We start from the raw sequence: 15,321 nt of genomic DNA on the forward strand, positions 1-15,321 counted from the left end.
CCAAAGGCAGCCGCCCGCGCGGCGGTCGCCTGCGCCCCCAGCGTATCGCCATCGTCGCCATCACCGCCAATGGCGATCGAGCTGAGGCCGGTAGAATCGGTGTCGGCACCGATGGCGATGGCTGCTACGGCCGAAGCTCCGCTGTTGGAGCCAACCGAGATTGCATCCACGGCCGTTGCATCGGCATTGAAGCCGACCGAGGTCGCTTCCTGCGCCGCATCGGCGGATGCGCCCAGTGCAACGCCGCCTGCAGCCGATACGATTGCAGACGACCCCAGCGCCACGGCATTGTTGCCGGTGGTGCTGGAATTGCGGCCGATAGCGACATCGCTGGTTCCATTGGAGGTCGCAAAGTTACCGATGGCAACGGAATAGTCGCCATTGGATTCCGCACCGTCATTACCGCTCGCACCGCCGCCAATTGCAACCGAGTATGCACCCGATGCACGGGCAGAATAGAGCGTGGTCGCACCGCCGCCAAGCGCCGTCGCATAGATCCCTGAGGACTGGGCATAGGAGCCAGCAGCGAGGGCCGTCGATGCCGAAGCCACGCTGCCGCGACCTAGCGCGGTTGCCCGGGTGTCTGATGCCGAGGCATTAGTGCCCAGAGCGGTCGAGCCGATTCCGGCCGCCGAGGTGTTTTCGCCGATAGCGGTGGATTCGGTGTTGCTGGCCGTTGCGCCATAGCCAAATGCCGCCGACTCGCTGCCGCTCGCCACAGCGTCGCTGCCCACGGCAGTGCTTTGTGTCCCGGTTGCCTGTGCGCCGAGGGTGTCCCCGTCATCGCCGTCACCGCCCAGTGCCACAGCTCCATCGGCGCTGGCCGCCGAATCTGCGCCAATGGCAATGGAGCCGATGCCGATTGCGTCGGCCGATGGTCCTATGGCCACCGCGTCAGTCGCCGTGGCCACGGTGTTGATTCCGATCCCGATCGAGCGCTGGCCGCTGGCGGTTGTATTGGTCCCGAAGGCGGTAGCGTAAAGGCCGCTGGCCGAAGTCGAATAACCAACCGCGATGGCATAGGAATTTGTGGCGGTGGCCTGGTGGCCGAAGGCGATACCACTTTCGAAGCTCGCTACGGCATCGGGGCCGATCGCCATGGAATAGATCCCGGTTGCTTGCGCCCCGGCAGTGTCACCATCGTTCGCATCCCCGCCAATCGCGATCGCGCTTACCCCGAGCGCGTCGCTCTGCGCGCCGATGGAGATCGCGCTGGCCTGGTTGGCACTGGCGTCGGCCCCGAGAGCAGTGGCACCAATGCCGCCAACGTCGGCGCTATGGCCGACGGCGGTTGAATCGGTAAAGTCGGCTACGGCGTCGGCACCGAGAGCAAGCGATTCCGTACCGCTGGCGAAGGAGTCAGCGCCAAGAGCGGTAGCGTTGGTGTTGGTCGCATCTGCCGCATTGCCGATGGCGGTGGAATCGTCACCGGTGGCGGTAGTATCTTCGCCCACGGCTGTTGATTGCAGTGCTGTCGCATCTGCGCCTTCGCCGATTGCAGTGCTTTCTGCCCCGGTTGCATTCGAGTTTGCCCCGATTGCAGTAGCGCCGGATATACCTGAAGCGGTCGAATTGCGTCCGCATTCGAGCGAGGTCGTGCCGCCAGTTGCGTTCTCATTGCACTCCGGGGTGGTGTCTGCTCGCGCCGCGCCGCCATAGGTGAGGGCGATCGCCATGGCGGCGAGGCCTGCAGTGCTGAGGATTGTATTGTTCATTTCTTTTCCCTTTCACAACCGAAAGGGAGGCCGGACATGCGACCCGGCTATCGTCGGAGGCTTGCGCTCCGATCATGAAATTTGCTGTCCCCCTCCCGGTGTACCAATGCGCGCGACTCGCCAAAATCACTGCGCCCGAGGGTTGCCTAGCAACATTGACAGAGCCGTGGCTGCAAATTTTTAACCACGTGGCCTACTGCGGGACGAATTTCGAGGCCAAATCCGTCCAATATCATCGTTGCCAGAGCGTCGTGCCGGGCCTGCAATCCCCTAGTGTGCAGCGTCCCAGCTCATCCCGGTACCGATCTCGATGCCGAGCGGGACCGACAGCTTGACTGCCGGCTCTGCCGCAGTCGCCATCACGCGCTCGATGATCGGGCGCGCCGCTGCGACATCGGCCTCGGGCAGTTCGAAGACCAGTTCGTCATGCACTTGCAACAGCATTTTTGCGTGTCCCAGCCCAGCGTCATTAAGCGCAGGCATCACCCGGGCCATCGCCCGCTTGATGATATCGGCGCTGGTGCCCTGGATCGGGGCGTTGATGGCAGCGCGCTCGCTGCCCTGGCGCTCCATCTGGTTCTTGGAATTGATCCGCGGGAACCAGGTCTTGCGACCGAACAGCGTCTCCGAATAGCCGCGCTCGCGCACCGTCTCGAGCGTCGCGTGGATATAGGCCTGGATGCCGGGGAAGCGCTTGAAATAGGTGTCGATCACTTCCTGCGCTTCATCCGGTTCCACGCCCAACCGCCCGGCGAGGCCCCAGCGACTGATGCCATAAAGGATCGCGAAATTGATGGTCTTGGCCCGCGCGCGCGTGTCGCGGTCGACCGTGCCATACATCTCCTGAGCGGTGCGGCTGTGGATGTCCTCGCCCTTGGCAAAGGCATCCTTGAGCGTATCGACATCGGCCATGTGCGCGGCAAGCCGCAGTTCGATCTGCGAATAGTCGGCGGCGAGCAGCACATTGCCGTCCTCGGGCACGAAGGCTTCGCGAATCTGCCGTCCGATCGGGGTGCGGATCGGGATGTTCTGCAGGTTGGGATCGGTCGAGGATAGCCGCCCGGTCTGCGCGCCGACGAGGCTGTAGCTGGTGTGCACCCGGCCCGTATCTGGATTGATCGCTTCCTGCAGCGCGTCGGTATAGGTCGATTTGAGCTTGGTCAGCTGGCGCCATTCGAGCACCTTGTCGGCGATTTCCGCGCCCTCGCCCGAGAGCCGCTCGAGCACTGACTGGTCGGTCGAATACTGCCCGCTCTTGCCCTTCTTGCCGCCCTTGTAGCCGAGCTTGTCGAACAGGATATCGCCGAGCTGCTTGGGGCTGCCGACGGTGAATTCCTCGCCCGCCAGCTCATGGATGGTGGCTTCGAGCCGGGCGGTTTCGGTGGCGAACTCCTCGCTCAGCTTCGCTAGCCGTGCGCGGTCGACCTTGATCCCGTGGCGCTCCATCTGCGCCACCACCGGGATCAGCGGGCGGTCGACCCGCTCATAGATGCGCGCACCGTGCTCGACGGCAAGCCGGGGTTTCAAGTGCCGGTGCAGCCGCCAGGTCACATCGGCATCCTCGGCAGCGTACTCGGTAGCCTTGTCGAGCGGCACTTCGCCGAACGGGATGGCTTTCTTACCCGTCCCGCAAACGTCCTTGAACGCGAGCGGTATATGTCCAAGATGGCGCTCGGAAAGCTCGTCCATACCGTGGCCGCCGCCAATCCCATCCTGCGACCTGCCGGCATCGAGGTCGAAGCTGATGATCATGGTGTCGTCGATCGGACTGACCGCGATGCCATAACGCGCCAACACGTTGAGATCGTATTTGATGTTCTGACCGATCTTGAGCACCGCGTCACTTTCCAGCAGCGGCTTGAGCGCGGCAATGGCATCGTCGAGCGGAACCTGTTCGGGCTTCTCTGAGAACATGTCGTTGCCGCCATGCGCGAGCGGGATGTAGCAGGCTTCCCCCGCGCCGGTCGCGAGGCTGATGCCGACCAGGTCCGCCCGCATGGCGTCGAGCGCACTGGTTTCCGTGTCGACCGCAATCTCACGCGCAGCAAAGCACTTGGTGATCCAGTGCTCAAGCCGTTCCATCGTCTGCACCGTCTCATAGGTACTACGATCGATTTCAGGCAGTTCCGGCAGCGGCTGGCTGTTGCCTTTGCTGGTGGGTTCCGCCCCTTTGTTCTCTGCCTTGGCCGGGCTGAGATCGTTGGGTCGATCCGGGCTGCCATGGCCTGCGCCAAGCCGCCGCAAAAGGGAAGTGAAGCCGTGCTTTTCCAGGAAAGCTGCAAGCGGCTCGGCAGGAATTCCGTCGAGCTTCATATCGTCGATGGGGATGGGCAGCGGGCAATCTTCCTTGAGCGTCACCAGCACGCGGCTGAGTTCTGCGTCCGCGCGATGCTCGATCAGGCGCTCCTTGAGCTTGCTCTTCTTCATGTCCTCGGCAGCATCGAGTGCGGCGGTGAGTGAGCCGTGTTCCTGGATCAGCTTGGTCGCCGTCTTGGGACCGACTCCAAAGATGCCCGGGATGTTGTCGACGCTATCCCCCATCAACGCCAGCACGTCGCCCACAAGTTCGGGCCCGACGCCGAACTTCTCCTCGACTTCGGGAAGGTGGATGCGCTGGCTCTTCATGGTGTCGAGCATGTCGATCTCGCCCATACTGTCGCTGCCGGCCTGGACCAGCTGCATCAGATCCTTGTCGCTGGAAACGATCGTGACATTCCACCCCCGCGCTGCAGCGGCGCGGGCATAGGAAGCGATCATGTCGTCGGCCTCGACATTCTCTTCCTCGATCATCGGCAGGCTGAAAGCGCGGGTGGCATCGCGGATCAACGGGAACTGCGGCAACAGATCCTCGGGCGCGGGTGGGCGGTTGGCCTTGTACTGATCGTAGATTTCGTTGCGGAACGACGTGCCCGACTTGTCGAGCACCACCGCCAGGTGCGTGGGTCCGTCGGCCTTGTCCAGGTCATCGGCCAGCTTCCACAGCATCGTTGTATAGCCATAGACTGCGCCCACAGGTGTACCCTCGGGGTCGGTCAGCGGGGGGAGACGGTGATAGGCCCGGAAGATATAGGACGAACCATCGACCAGGTAGAGATGCTGCTTGTCGGCCATGATGACCTGCTAGCAGTCCGGGGGCGGCAGGACAGCCGAAAATTTTCCCCATGAAATTGGGAAGTTTGAGGCCGGAAAATGGCAGAAATCCGGCGATACTTGGTAAAATAAGGCAAAAATATGGCAGAATGTGGCGAAATCGCTTGCGTGGCCACAATCCGGCCATTATTTAGCGATTCGGAAGCCGACCTTTGGGGGAGGTTTCGCCGCCCCGGCACGAAGCCTGGGAGGGATATCCACTCGCTAGAGTAAGGAAATTTATTATGCGTAAGATCGTTCTCGCTGCTGCAATCGCTGGCCTGTCGCTCGCTGCTTGCTCGCAGGAAACCACCGACGCTGCTGCTGACGCTGCTGACTCGGCTGCTGCCGACATGGAAACCGCTGCTGACGGCGCCATGGAAGGTGCTGCTGACGCCGCAGAAGGCGCTGCTGACGCTGCTACCGACGCTGCTGAAGGCGCTGCTGACGCCGTCGAAGGCGCTGCTGACGACGCTGCTGAAGCTGTTGAAGGCGCTACCGAGTAAGCACTACGCTATTCGATACGAAGAGGGCGGTGCCTTGCGGCGCCGCCCTTTTTGTTTGTCCATTGGATTTGAGTGTAGGGGCGTCAGTCGCCGCCGTAATCCGCATCCGCCCACTGGCGGCGATCGGTCTCTGCACCGCCAAACCCGTCATACAGGGCGTAGGCGATACTGGATATCTTCGCATCGCGGCGCGCGCGGGCTGCCAGCTTTTCGCTGCGGCTGCCATTCTCGACGGCCATCGAGGGGCTCTGCCCGGTGACATAGATCGCTGCGGCGATCGGGCGCCCGTCAGGCGTGAGGAAGATCCCGATATCGCTCGCGGTGCGCGATAACGTGCCGGTCTTGTGCGCGAGGTTTGCGGTTTCCGGCAAGGCTGACCGCATGCGTTTTTTTCCCGTGGTGGTTTCCTGCATGGCACCCAGGATAACGCTGCGTGACGGCGCGCTCAGCCACCGCCCCTGGTATATCCCGGCGAGCAGCTGGCCCATCGCGCGCGGTGTCGCGCTGTCCTTGCGATCGACCCGTGACGCGGGATCGATTTCACCGTCTTCCTGGATCAAGGTGCGGATATTACGCGTCAGCTCGAAATCCTGGATGCCCGCCTGGCGCATCCAGCGATTGACCGCTTCCGGACCACCAACCGCATTCAACAGCGCATCCGTGCAATCGTTGCAGCTCCGGCTGATCATGAGTTCGATCAGTCGCTCGGCCGGGACATAAACGTCGCCGGGCCGGGGCAGCCGCAGTTCGCGGGTCAGGGTTAGGCGACCGCGATCGACTTCGGCAAGGTATGTCGCGGCAACAGCGACCTTGCTGGTGCTTGCCATGGGGAAACGCTGATCGGCCAGCACACCGATTTCGCGTCCGGTCGCAAGATCGATGGCATAGACTCCGATCCGGCCGTCCGAGCCATCCGCGAGCATGGCAATCTGTTGCTCAAAGGGCGTGTCGTAACGGGCTTCGAAACTTTGCGGTGCACGCACCTGGGTCCCGAATGTACGGTCGAAGGCGGCTTCAAGGTCGGTGCTATCGGCCTGCGCCGGCGAAGCAGCCAGCGTCGCTGCGAAGGCCGACGCGGCCGCTGCGATCTTGAAAATTCGTGACATCATGGACCCGAAGGTTACCCCCCTATGGTTTGCACCGTATTAATGCGCGAAAGATTCATCGCTGCAAGCTGCAATCCGACAGAATGTGACTCGCTTGCGACCGATGATTCCAACAACTGCATGATTCCAGTCGTGCTAAACGGCATTCGCATTGAACGGACTGCAGCTTGAGTTCCTGCAACATTGGGCTTGTCTGCGCTCCATACGCCTGCAAACTGGGCAGCAATGGGAGAGACACAAGAGAATCGGGGCATCGAGAATGGCCTCGCCAGTGCCATGGCGCGGGTCGGCATGGGTGCACCTCAGGCTCTACACCGCCTCACCGGCGGCGCGACGATGGAAAGCTGGCGCTTCTCCAGCGACGGCGAAGATTTCGTCCTGCGTCGAGCGCCAAGCCTGGAGTTCATGGCAGGCCGCCCGTTCGGCCACGATGTCGAAGCGGCGGTGATCCGCGCGGCGCATGGCAAGGGCGTGACTGCGCCGGAGGTGGTGGTGGAACTGGTGCCGGACGATGGCATCGGCTCGGGCTTCGTCATGCGCGCGCTCCCTGGCACGCCCGATCCGCGTGCGATCCTGGCGATGGAAGACCCGGACCAGCTGCTACGCGAAGTGGCGGCGGACCTGGCGCGGATCCACTCGCTCAAGCCCGCTGACCTGCCCGATGTTATTCCCACGATGGACTATGCCGAAGGAGTCGCGGGGCTGCGCGAGCAGTTCGAGGAAGCAGGCGGTGACAGGCCGATCATCGCGCTGGGGCTGAAGTGGCTCATGGACAATCTGCCCGTGCCGGTCGAGCCCGTGCTCAACCATGGCGACTACCGCTTGGGCAATATCCTTTGCAAAGATAGCCACCTGACCGGCGTGCTTGACTGGGAGTTGGTCCATTTCGGCGACCGCCACGAGGATCTCGCGTTCGGCTGCATGGCCGTATGGCGCTTCTCCCGATACGACCGGCCCGCGTTGGGGCTGGGCTCGCTCGAGGACTACTTCGCGGCCTATGAAGCGGCGGGCGGAGCGCCCGTGGATCGCGAGCGGTTCCGTTTCTGGTCGATCTATCGCACGGTCTGGTGGGCGCTTGGCTGCATCCGCATGGCTGACTTCTGGCGGCGCGGCGAAGACCGTATGCTGGAAAGGGTCGTCATTTCGCGGCGGACCAGCGAGAACGAGCTCGATCTCTTGATGCTTCTAGATGATGACCTGCTGCCTGGAATCGTCACCAAGGAGCGACTGTTGGCAGAGGAACTCGACCGAGGCGAAGCCAACGATGCTGAGATTGCTGAAGCTGTCTCTGAATGGCTCGCGACAATTAAGGACCAGATGGAAGGCCACGACCGCTTCCAACTCGCCGTTGCTCGCAATGCTCTTGGCATGTTGGCAAGAGGATATCGGATACTTCCGCGGTCCACCGACCCTGAGTTAGCGCGGGACTATTTGGCTGGTCGGCGCGACATGACGTCAGACCCGACGATAACACGCTTCAGGCGCGATGCACTTGATAAGCTCGAAGCCGACGTGCCCAAATACCCCGCGCTTGCTGTCGCGCGGCAGAAATGGACTGGAGAGGACTAACCCATGGATTTCACCATCCCGCAGGAGCTTGAGGACTACTACGCCGAGCTCGTTGCCTTCATCGAAAATACGATCATCCCGATGGAGCAAAAGGACGACAACATCCGCTTCTTCGACCACCGTCGCGAATGGGCGCGGACGAATTTCGAGGAAGGCGGGCTGCCGCGGCATGAATGGGAAGCGCTGCTGCGCGATGCCCGCAAGGCGGCGGACGAGGCTGGGCACTGGCGCTTCTCCGCACCGAAGAAATATGGCGGCAGGGATGGCACCAATTTGTGGATGGCGGTGATCCGCGACCGCTTTGCCCAGCGCGGGTTGGGGCTGCACAATGATTTGCAGAACGAGCACAGCATCGTCGGCAATTTCCCCTTCGTCGAAATGTTCGAGCAGTGGGGCACCGAAGAGCAGAAGCAGGAATTTATCCTCGGCGGCTTCGAAGGCACGCGCCGCGTCGCTTTCGGCCTCACCGAAGCCAATCATGGTTCCGATGCCACTCACATGGAAACCCGCGCCGTGCGCGAGACGCGCGACGGGACCCCCGGCTGGCTGATCAATGGCGAGAAGATGTGGATCACCGGCATGCATGTCGCCACCCATTGCGCCATGTTCTGCCGCACCGATGGCGAGCCGGGTGATGCGCGCGGGATCACCTGCCTGCTGGTACCCAACCCGACACAAGGACTGGAAATCGAGGAGTGGATGTGGACTTTCAACATGCCCACTGACCACCCGCGCCTTTCGGTCAAGGATGTGTGGGTGCCTGAAAGCGCGATGCTGGGCCGCGAAGGGCTGGGCCTCGCGCTGGCACAGAGCTTCGTCCACCAGAACCGTATCCGCCAGGCTGCGAGCAGCCTCGGCGCGGCGCAATTCTGCGTCGAGGAAAGCGTCCGCTACGCCCGTGAGCGCAAGCCCTTTGGCGAGGAGCTGGCCCGCAACCAGGCAATCCAGTTCCCGCTGGTGGAGCTCGCTACCCAGTGCGAGATGCTGCGGCTGCTGATCTACAAGACCGCGTGGGAAATGGACAACATGCCCCATGCCGAGATCGAGAAGACCATCTCCGACAAGGTCAGCATGTGCAACTACTGGGCCAACCGGCTGGTGTGCCAGGCCGCCGACCGGGCGATGCAGGTGCATGGCGGGATCGGCTATTCACGCCACAAGCCGTTCGAGCACATCTATCGCCACCATCGTCGCTATCGCATCACCGAAGGTGCGGAGGAGATCCAGATGCGCAAGGTCGGGGCCTACCTGTTCGGCTATCTCGGGCCCAAGAAAGGCAAGTACGGCTAGGGTCGGTTATCTCGCCATTCGCGGAACCGCATGGGCCGTCCGTCGATTGAGGATTCAACTTGCTCGCTGCCTGCGTTCTCAGGCAGGGCAAGAGGGCAGAATACTGGGGACCTGACATGACATCGACTTTGCTTCGCGGCGCTGCCGCCACACTTCTACTGGGCGTATCGAGCTACGCCCTGGCGCAGGATGTGACCATCGTACAGCCGGGTGCTCCGGGCGAAGATCCGAAAGTGATCAGCGCGGAAGCCGCGACCAGTCTGGCCGACACCAGCTATGCGCCAGCCGACGCGGCTTTCATGCAGGGCATGATCGTGCACCACAAACAAGCAGTCAAGATGGCCGAGCTGGTCGAAGGCCGCACCAACAACGAAGACATCGTTGCGGTTGCCGGGCGCATCCTCGCCAGCCAGGCCGACGAGATCAAGTTCATGACCGAATGGCTGGAAGCACGCGGCGAACCGCTCAGCATGCCGATGATGGGCATGAAGATGGACGGGATGAAAATGGAAGGCATGGGCCGCGACCATGACCACAATGCTCATCACGGGATGAAGGGCATGGCCAGCCCAGCGCAGATGAAGGCGCTGGCGGAAGCCAATGGCACTGCCTTCGACCGGTTGTTCCTGTCGTTGATGATCGCCCACCACCGAGGCGCGCTGGACATGGTCGAGGACCTGCACCGCTCGCCCGGCACAGCCTACGATCCGGTGATGTTCGAATTCACCAACGATGTAGTGAGCGACCAGCAAACCGAAATCGAACGCATGAACATCGTGCTGGCCGGCTTGTCCGATGATCCGCGTGCTACGCTGACCGCCGGTTTCCGCGATGCTGGCGAAGCGATCAGCAACATGCGGCTGGTGGCAGCGCTGCCCAAGCCGACCGGCTTCTTCGATCCGGCCAACCCGGCCGGGCTGCAGCCGGAAATCAAGAAGGACAAGAACGAAGGCGCTGACGAGGCTGGCGATGAGGCCGCCGAGGCTGGTGCCGCCGAAGACGGCGACAAGGAACCGCCCAAGCCGAGCTTCGGCAAGCGCGGCTCGCTGCTCGATTTCGCCAACACTGACATCGCCTTCTCCGGCGACATCATGGTCGCGGGCAGCTACCACGGCTTCAATGCCTACAAGCTCGGCGAAGATGGCATGCCGACGCTGGTCAGCTCGGTCGTCTGCCCCGGAGGGCAGGGTGACGTCTCGATCGTCGGCGACATCCTGGTGATGAGCGTGCAGGACAGCCGGGCGCGTATCGATTGCGGGCTCGAAGGTGTGCAGGGCCGGGTCAACGAAGATCGCTTCCGCGGCATCCGCATATTCGACATTTCCGATATCACCCGGCCCAAGCAGGTCGGCCAGGTCCAGACTTGCCGCGGCAGCCACACGCACTCGATCGTCGATGTGAACGATGAGCGGATCGTGGTCTACAACTCGGGCACCTCCTATGTCCGCGATGCGGACGAATTGCCCGGCTGCTTCAATGTGGCAGGTGACGAGACTGCGCTGTTCAGCATCGACGTGATCGAGATCCCGCTGGCCGATCCCGGCGCATCGCGCGTCGTCAGCCGTCCGCGCGTCTTTGCCAAGGATGGTCAGATCGCCGGCCTATGGCGCGGCGGCGACCATGGTGAGGGCACGCAGGATACTGCCGACACCAACCAGTGCCACGACATCACTGTGTTCCCGGCGCTCAAGCTCGCTGCCGGGGCATGTTCGGGTAACGGCATCATCATGGACATCTCCGACCCCTACAATCCGCAGCGGCTCGACGATGTAACCGACAAGGGCTTCGCCTATTGGCACTCGGCGACCTTCAGCAACAAGGGCGACAAGGTCCTGTTCACTGACGAATGGGGCGGGGGTGGCCGTCCGCGCTGCCAAGCCGGCGACCCGATGAACTGGGGCGCCGATGCATTCTACGCGATCGTCGATGGCAAGCTGGAATATCGCGGCACTTACAAGCTGCCCGCACCGCAGGGCGACAAGGAGAACTGCGTCGCGCACAACGGTTCGATCATCCCGGTTCCGGGGCGCGATATCTTCGTCCAGGCGTGGTACCAGGGCGGCATCAGCGTGATAGATTTCACTGACGCGGCAAACCCGTTCGAGATCGCCTATTTCGATCGCGGTCCGGTCGATGACGATCAGATGGTCGTCGGCGGTTACTGGTCAGCCTATTGGTATAATGGTCGGATTTACGGCACCGATATCGTTCGCGGCATCGATGTCTTCGCGCTTGAGCCGAGCGAATTCCTGACGGCCGAGGAAATCGCTGCTGCCGAGGGCGCGATCTATCCGGGTGACGTGTTCAATCCGCAGACCCAGACCCAGGTCACCTGGCCTGAAGAATTGGTCACAGCTGCAGAGGACAGCCGCAAGGGTGGTTAGAAGCGGGAAAGTGCGTCAGGCTCCAAGGGCCTGGCGCACATCCTGCACGAAGCCCGTACGGCGGATCAATTCATAGATGGTACGTGCTGCCATGCGGCCGGGCCAGCGCATCGGGCGGCGCACTTGCAGCATCAGCACGACACGCGATTGGCCGGTGTCGTTCCACACCTCGTGAGCGAAGGTTTCGTCGAACACGAACCATTCCCCCTCACGCCACTGGTGTAGCGTACCGTCGACGTCGATCTCGCACCGCCCCGGGTTTTTCGGCACGACTAGCGGCAGGTGGCAATTGAGCCAGGCCTTGGTCAGCCCGCGATGGCGCGGGACATGGGTGTCGCCAGCCATGATCGAATAGAAGCCCACGACGAGGCCAGGAATCCGGTCGAGAAAAGCAGCGGTAGCCGGGCACAGCGCGCGGTTCTTTTCAGAACGGAAGCCGTAACCTTCAAAGAAGAAGCTCTTCCATTGCGGGCCGCTGGCGATGCGTCGGTGATCGGGTGAGATCTTGCCGAAGGCCGGGATGTCCTCCCGACCGGCAAGCAGAGCTGCGGCCTCGTCCCGGATGGCCCGCCATTCTGTCTCGTTCACCGCGAGTGCTGGCAAGTGTTCGGCATCAATGATGGGCGAGGTCGGTATCAACGACTGCTTGGCAAACCACGCGTTGACCGGGGCCCGAATGGACTTGCCGAAGCGAACCAGTCGAGTCTGCTTCGGGCGCACATAACGCTCGGCTTCCGGCGCGGGCGTGCCGGTTTCCGATGCTTCCTGGGGCCTGTCCTCCGCATCAAGCATGGCCGCGAAATAGCACCGGCTGCCCGCCGGGGCTTGTTCAAAAACGACAAATTTCAGAGTTCGGTCGGTTGAGGCCTTCAGAACCAGGCGCGGATACCCAGCAACACTGCGAAACCGTCCGGATCCTCCCCATTGCTGCGGGCGATTTCGGCGGTTTCGCCCAGCTTGGCCTCGTAGCCGACACCGATATAAGGCGCGAACTCACGGGCGATTTCATAGCGCAGGCGCAGTCCGGTCTCGAACTTGGTAAAGCCGGCCCCGATTTCGCGCTCGGGAATATCCTGCGCGGCAGCTTCCAGCTCCACGCGCGGTTGCAGGATCAGGCGCTGAGTGATCTTCTGGTCGTATTCGCCCTCCAGCCGCGCGGTCAGGTCGCCCCGGTCGGACAGGAACAGCGCCCCGTCGACATGGAACATGTAGGGCGCGAGGCCCTGCACGCCGAGCACGAGATGGCTGCGGGTTTCCGGTTCGAGATCGAGCCGCGCGCCCGTCTGCAGATCGAAGAAGGGAGCGATTGCCCGGCTGTAGAGCAACTGGACTTCCGCATCCTCGACGCTGCCGCCGAGCTCGCCTTCGCCTTCGGACTTGACGAAAACCCGGTCGATATCGCCGCCGTACCAGCCCTGCACATCCCAAAGGAAGGCGTCCTCGCCGTTGCGGATGCGGGCTTCAAGCCGTTCGACCATCAGCGTGCCGGTGGTCATGCCACCGTTCTCTCTCGCCAGCTGCTCGCGCGAACGGGCCATGGACTGCTCGCCCCAAATGGCATCAGCGGCATGGCGCGGGCCTTCAAGCGCGCGCGGCGGTGGTGGGGCATCGGCTTCCGGCTCAGCGCAATGACCCATCGCTCCGTGATCCATCGTGCCGTGGTCCATGGCGCCATGATCGGGACCATGATCCATGGGTTGTTCCGGCTGGGGCTCAACCGTTGGCATCTTGTGGCCCTTGTGCGGGTCGTCATCGACTGGCGCCGGAGCCGATGCAGCGGGCATCTTGTGCCCCTTATGCGGATCGTGCGCGTCGTGATCCTGTGCGGCCAGTGGTGCGGCGAGTGCCAGCAAAGGCAAAGTGAGCAGCAGCCGCATCACGCCTTCTCCGCCGGGAACGGGCGCACGGTCACCACCTGCATCATTCCGGCGTGCATGTGGTAGAGCAGGTGGCAGTGGAAGGCCCAATCGCCCGGTTCGTCGGCGGTCAGGTCGAAGGTAGCGCTGCTGCCCGGCTGGACGATGACTGTGTGCTTGCGCGGCTGGAACATGTCATGCGGGCCCTTGCCATTGACCAGCTCGAAGAAATGCCCGTGCAGATGGATCGGGTGCGCCATCATGGTGTCGTTGACGAGCTTCACCCGCACCCGCTCGTCATAACCGAAGCGGATCGGATCATCGGTGACGGCGGTGAACTTCTTGCCGTCGAAGCTCCACATGTAGCGTTCCATATTGCCGGTGAGATGGATCTGCATCTCGCGTTCCGGCATCCGGTGCGGGTTCATCTTCTTCGAGCGCAAATCGGTGTAGCGCAGCACCCGGTGCGGCACATTGTCGAGTCCCAGGCCGGGGTAGTCCATCCGGTCCATCGGCATGGCGCTGACCATGTCGACGCCCGGACCAGCCTCGACGTCCGGCGGCAGCAGGCTGGTGTCGCGCATGGAATGATCCATGCTGCCTGAGCCATGGTCCATCTCGCCCATGCCCATGTCGGTCATTGTCAGCGTAACCGGCTCGCGGAGAGGAGGCGGGGAGGCCTTGTGGCCGGGGTGCGAGGTCAGGCTGGCGACCCCCATCCCGCTGCGATCCATCGCTTCGGCCACCAGCGCATGGCTGCCATCGGGAGGCGAGACGACCACATCGTAGGTCTCGGCCACACCGATCTGGAGCTCATCGACTTGGACGTCCTTCACATCCTGCCCGTCGGCCTGGATGACAGTCATCGGCACGCCGGGAATGCGGATATTGAAGAAGCTCATGGCAGAGCCGTTGATGATGCGGAGCCGCACCTTCTCGCCCGGCTTGAACAGGTATTCGAGATCGTCGGCAGGGCCGTGGCCGTTGATGAGGTAGGTGTAGGCGGGCGCGGAGACGTCCGAAATGTCGCGCGGGTTCATCCGCATACCGCCCCACATGCGGCGCTCCTCACCCGACAGGTCGCCTTCGGTCGCGGTCATCATCTGGCGATTGAAATAGTGCTCGCCAACCTTGAGCTTGCGCATGATCTCGTGCGGATGCATCGGCGTGAACTCGCTCAGCAGCACGATGTAGTCGCGGTCATAGCGCTTGTCGGAGCCGTCCTTGGCTTCGATCACTAGTGGGCCGTAATGCCCCATCTGCTCTTGCAGGCCGGAGTGGCTGTGCCACCAGTAGGTGCCCGCTTGCCGGATCGGGAATTCGTAGGTGAAGGTCTCGCCCGGCCCTATGCCGGGGAAGCTGACACCCGGCACCCCGTCAAACTGGAACGGCAGTAGCAGCCCGTGCCAGTGGATCGAAGTGTCCTCGTCCAGCGTGTTGGTGACATTGAGGCGGATGTTCTGGCCTTCCTTCAGCCGGATCAGCGGCCCGGGGATCATGCCATCGACCGCAATCGCGTGTCCGTTGCGTCCGCCGGTCGAATAGCGCGCATGGCCGACGGTGAGGTTGATCTCCTCACCCGAATAGGTGCCGAAGCCCTTCTTCGCCTCGTGCATCGAGCCACCCTTCGCCCATGCCGGGCTGGGCAGTGCAGAGGCGGCAGCAAGCGCCGCGGTGCTGGTGATCAGTCCGCGCCGGGACACCATCAGGGGGGAAGGCTTGATAAGCTGTGACATGTGGGCCTATATATACCCCCATAGGGTATT

At 62.7% G+C, this 15,321-nt stretch carries 9 protein-coding genes and 1 pseudogene; 4 read left to right on the forward strand and 6 right to left on the reverse strand.

Going from position 1 to position 15,321, the window contains the following annotated elements; all coding sequences use genetic code 11:
• Together QPW08_RS13090 and polA are read right to left on the reverse strand one after the other, a co-directional pair.
• Positions 1-1,715: pseudogene (locus tag QPW08_RS13090) on the reverse strand (hypothetical protein); the annotation flags it as partial.
• Positions 1,716-1,985: 270 nt separating this feature from the next.
• Entirely contained in the window at positions 1,986-4,826 is a 2,841-nt protein-coding gene (gene polA / locus QPW08_RS13095) for a DNA polymerase I (protein WP_284126356.1), read from the reverse strand.
• Between the two features lie 263 nt (positions 4,827-5,089).
• Between polA and QPW08_RS13100 the strand changes: the two genes are divergently transcribed.
• Positions 5,090-5,350 (forward strand): hypothetical protein, encoded by a 261-nt coding sequence (locus QPW08_RS13100; RefSeq protein ID WP_284126357.1) that lies wholly within the window; start codon positions 5,090-5,092, stop codon positions 5,348-5,350.
• Between the two features lie 83 nt (positions 5,351-5,433).
• On the opposite strand, the gene QPW08_RS13105 is transcribed toward QPW08_RS13100, so the two are convergent.
• Positions 5,434-6,456 carry a serine hydrolase gene (locus QPW08_RS13105; RefSeq protein ID WP_407674574.1) on the reverse strand — a complete coding sequence of 341 codons (1,023 nt, stop codon included), beginning with the start codon at positions 6,454-6,456 and terminating at the stop codon, positions 5,434-5,436.
• 225 nt (positions 6,457-6,681) lie between these two features.
• Here QPW08_RS13105 and QPW08_RS13110 point away from each other — a divergent pair, with 225 nt between their 5' ends.
• From QPW08_RS13110 to QPW08_RS13120, 3 genes are all read left to right on the forward strand, one after another.
• Positions 6,682-8,025: a phosphotransferase family protein gene (locus QPW08_RS13110; protein ID WP_284126359.1), complete on the forward strand. Its 1,344-nt coding sequence runs from the start codon at positions 6,682-6,684 to the stop codon at positions 8,023-8,025.
• A gap of 3 nt (positions 8,026-8,028) precedes the next feature.
• Complete coding sequence (locus QPW08_RS13115; protein WP_284126360.1) at positions 8,029-9,315, forward strand: acyl-CoA dehydrogenase family protein; 1,287 nt, start codon at positions 8,029-8,031, stop codon at positions 9,313-9,315.
• 116 nt (positions 9,316-9,431) lie between these two features.
• On the forward strand, positions 9,432-11,699 hold the full coding sequence (locus QPW08_RS13120; protein ID WP_284126361.1) for a DUF305 domain-containing protein: 2,268 nt from the start codon (positions 9,432-9,434) through the stop codon (positions 11,697-11,699).
• Between the two features lie 15 nt (positions 11,700-11,714).
• On the opposite strand, the gene QPW08_RS13125 is transcribed toward QPW08_RS13120, so the two are convergent.
• From QPW08_RS13125 to QPW08_RS13135, 3 genes are all read right to left on the reverse strand, one after another.
• Positions 11,715-12,491, reverse strand: a complete 777-nt coding sequence (locus QPW08_RS13125) for an aspartyl/asparaginyl beta-hydroxylase domain-containing protein (RefSeq protein WP_284126362.1) — start codon at positions 12,489-12,491, stop codon at positions 11,715-11,717.
• A gap of 77 nt (positions 12,492-12,568) precedes the next feature.
• Positions 12,569-13,576, reverse strand: a complete 1,008-nt coding sequence (locus QPW08_RS13130; RefSeq protein ID WP_284126363.1) for a copper resistance protein B — start codon at positions 13,574-13,576, stop codon at positions 12,569-12,571.
• Positions 13,576-15,291 carry a copper resistance system multicopper oxidase gene (locus QPW08_RS13135; RefSeq protein ID WP_284126364.1) on the reverse strand — a complete coding sequence of 572 codons (1,716 nt, stop codon included), beginning with the start codon at positions 15,289-15,291 and terminating at the stop codon, positions 13,576-13,578. The genes QPW08_RS13130 and QPW08_RS13135 overlap by 1 nt, the downstream gene beginning before the upstream one ends.
• Positions 15,292-15,321 lie beyond the last annotated feature (30 nt).

Source organism: Parerythrobacter aestuarii, assembly GCF_030140925.1.
In the GTDB taxonomy this organism is placed as follows: domain Bacteria; phylum Pseudomonadota; class Alphaproteobacteria; order Sphingomonadales; family Sphingomonadaceae; genus Parerythrobacter; species Parerythrobacter aestuarii.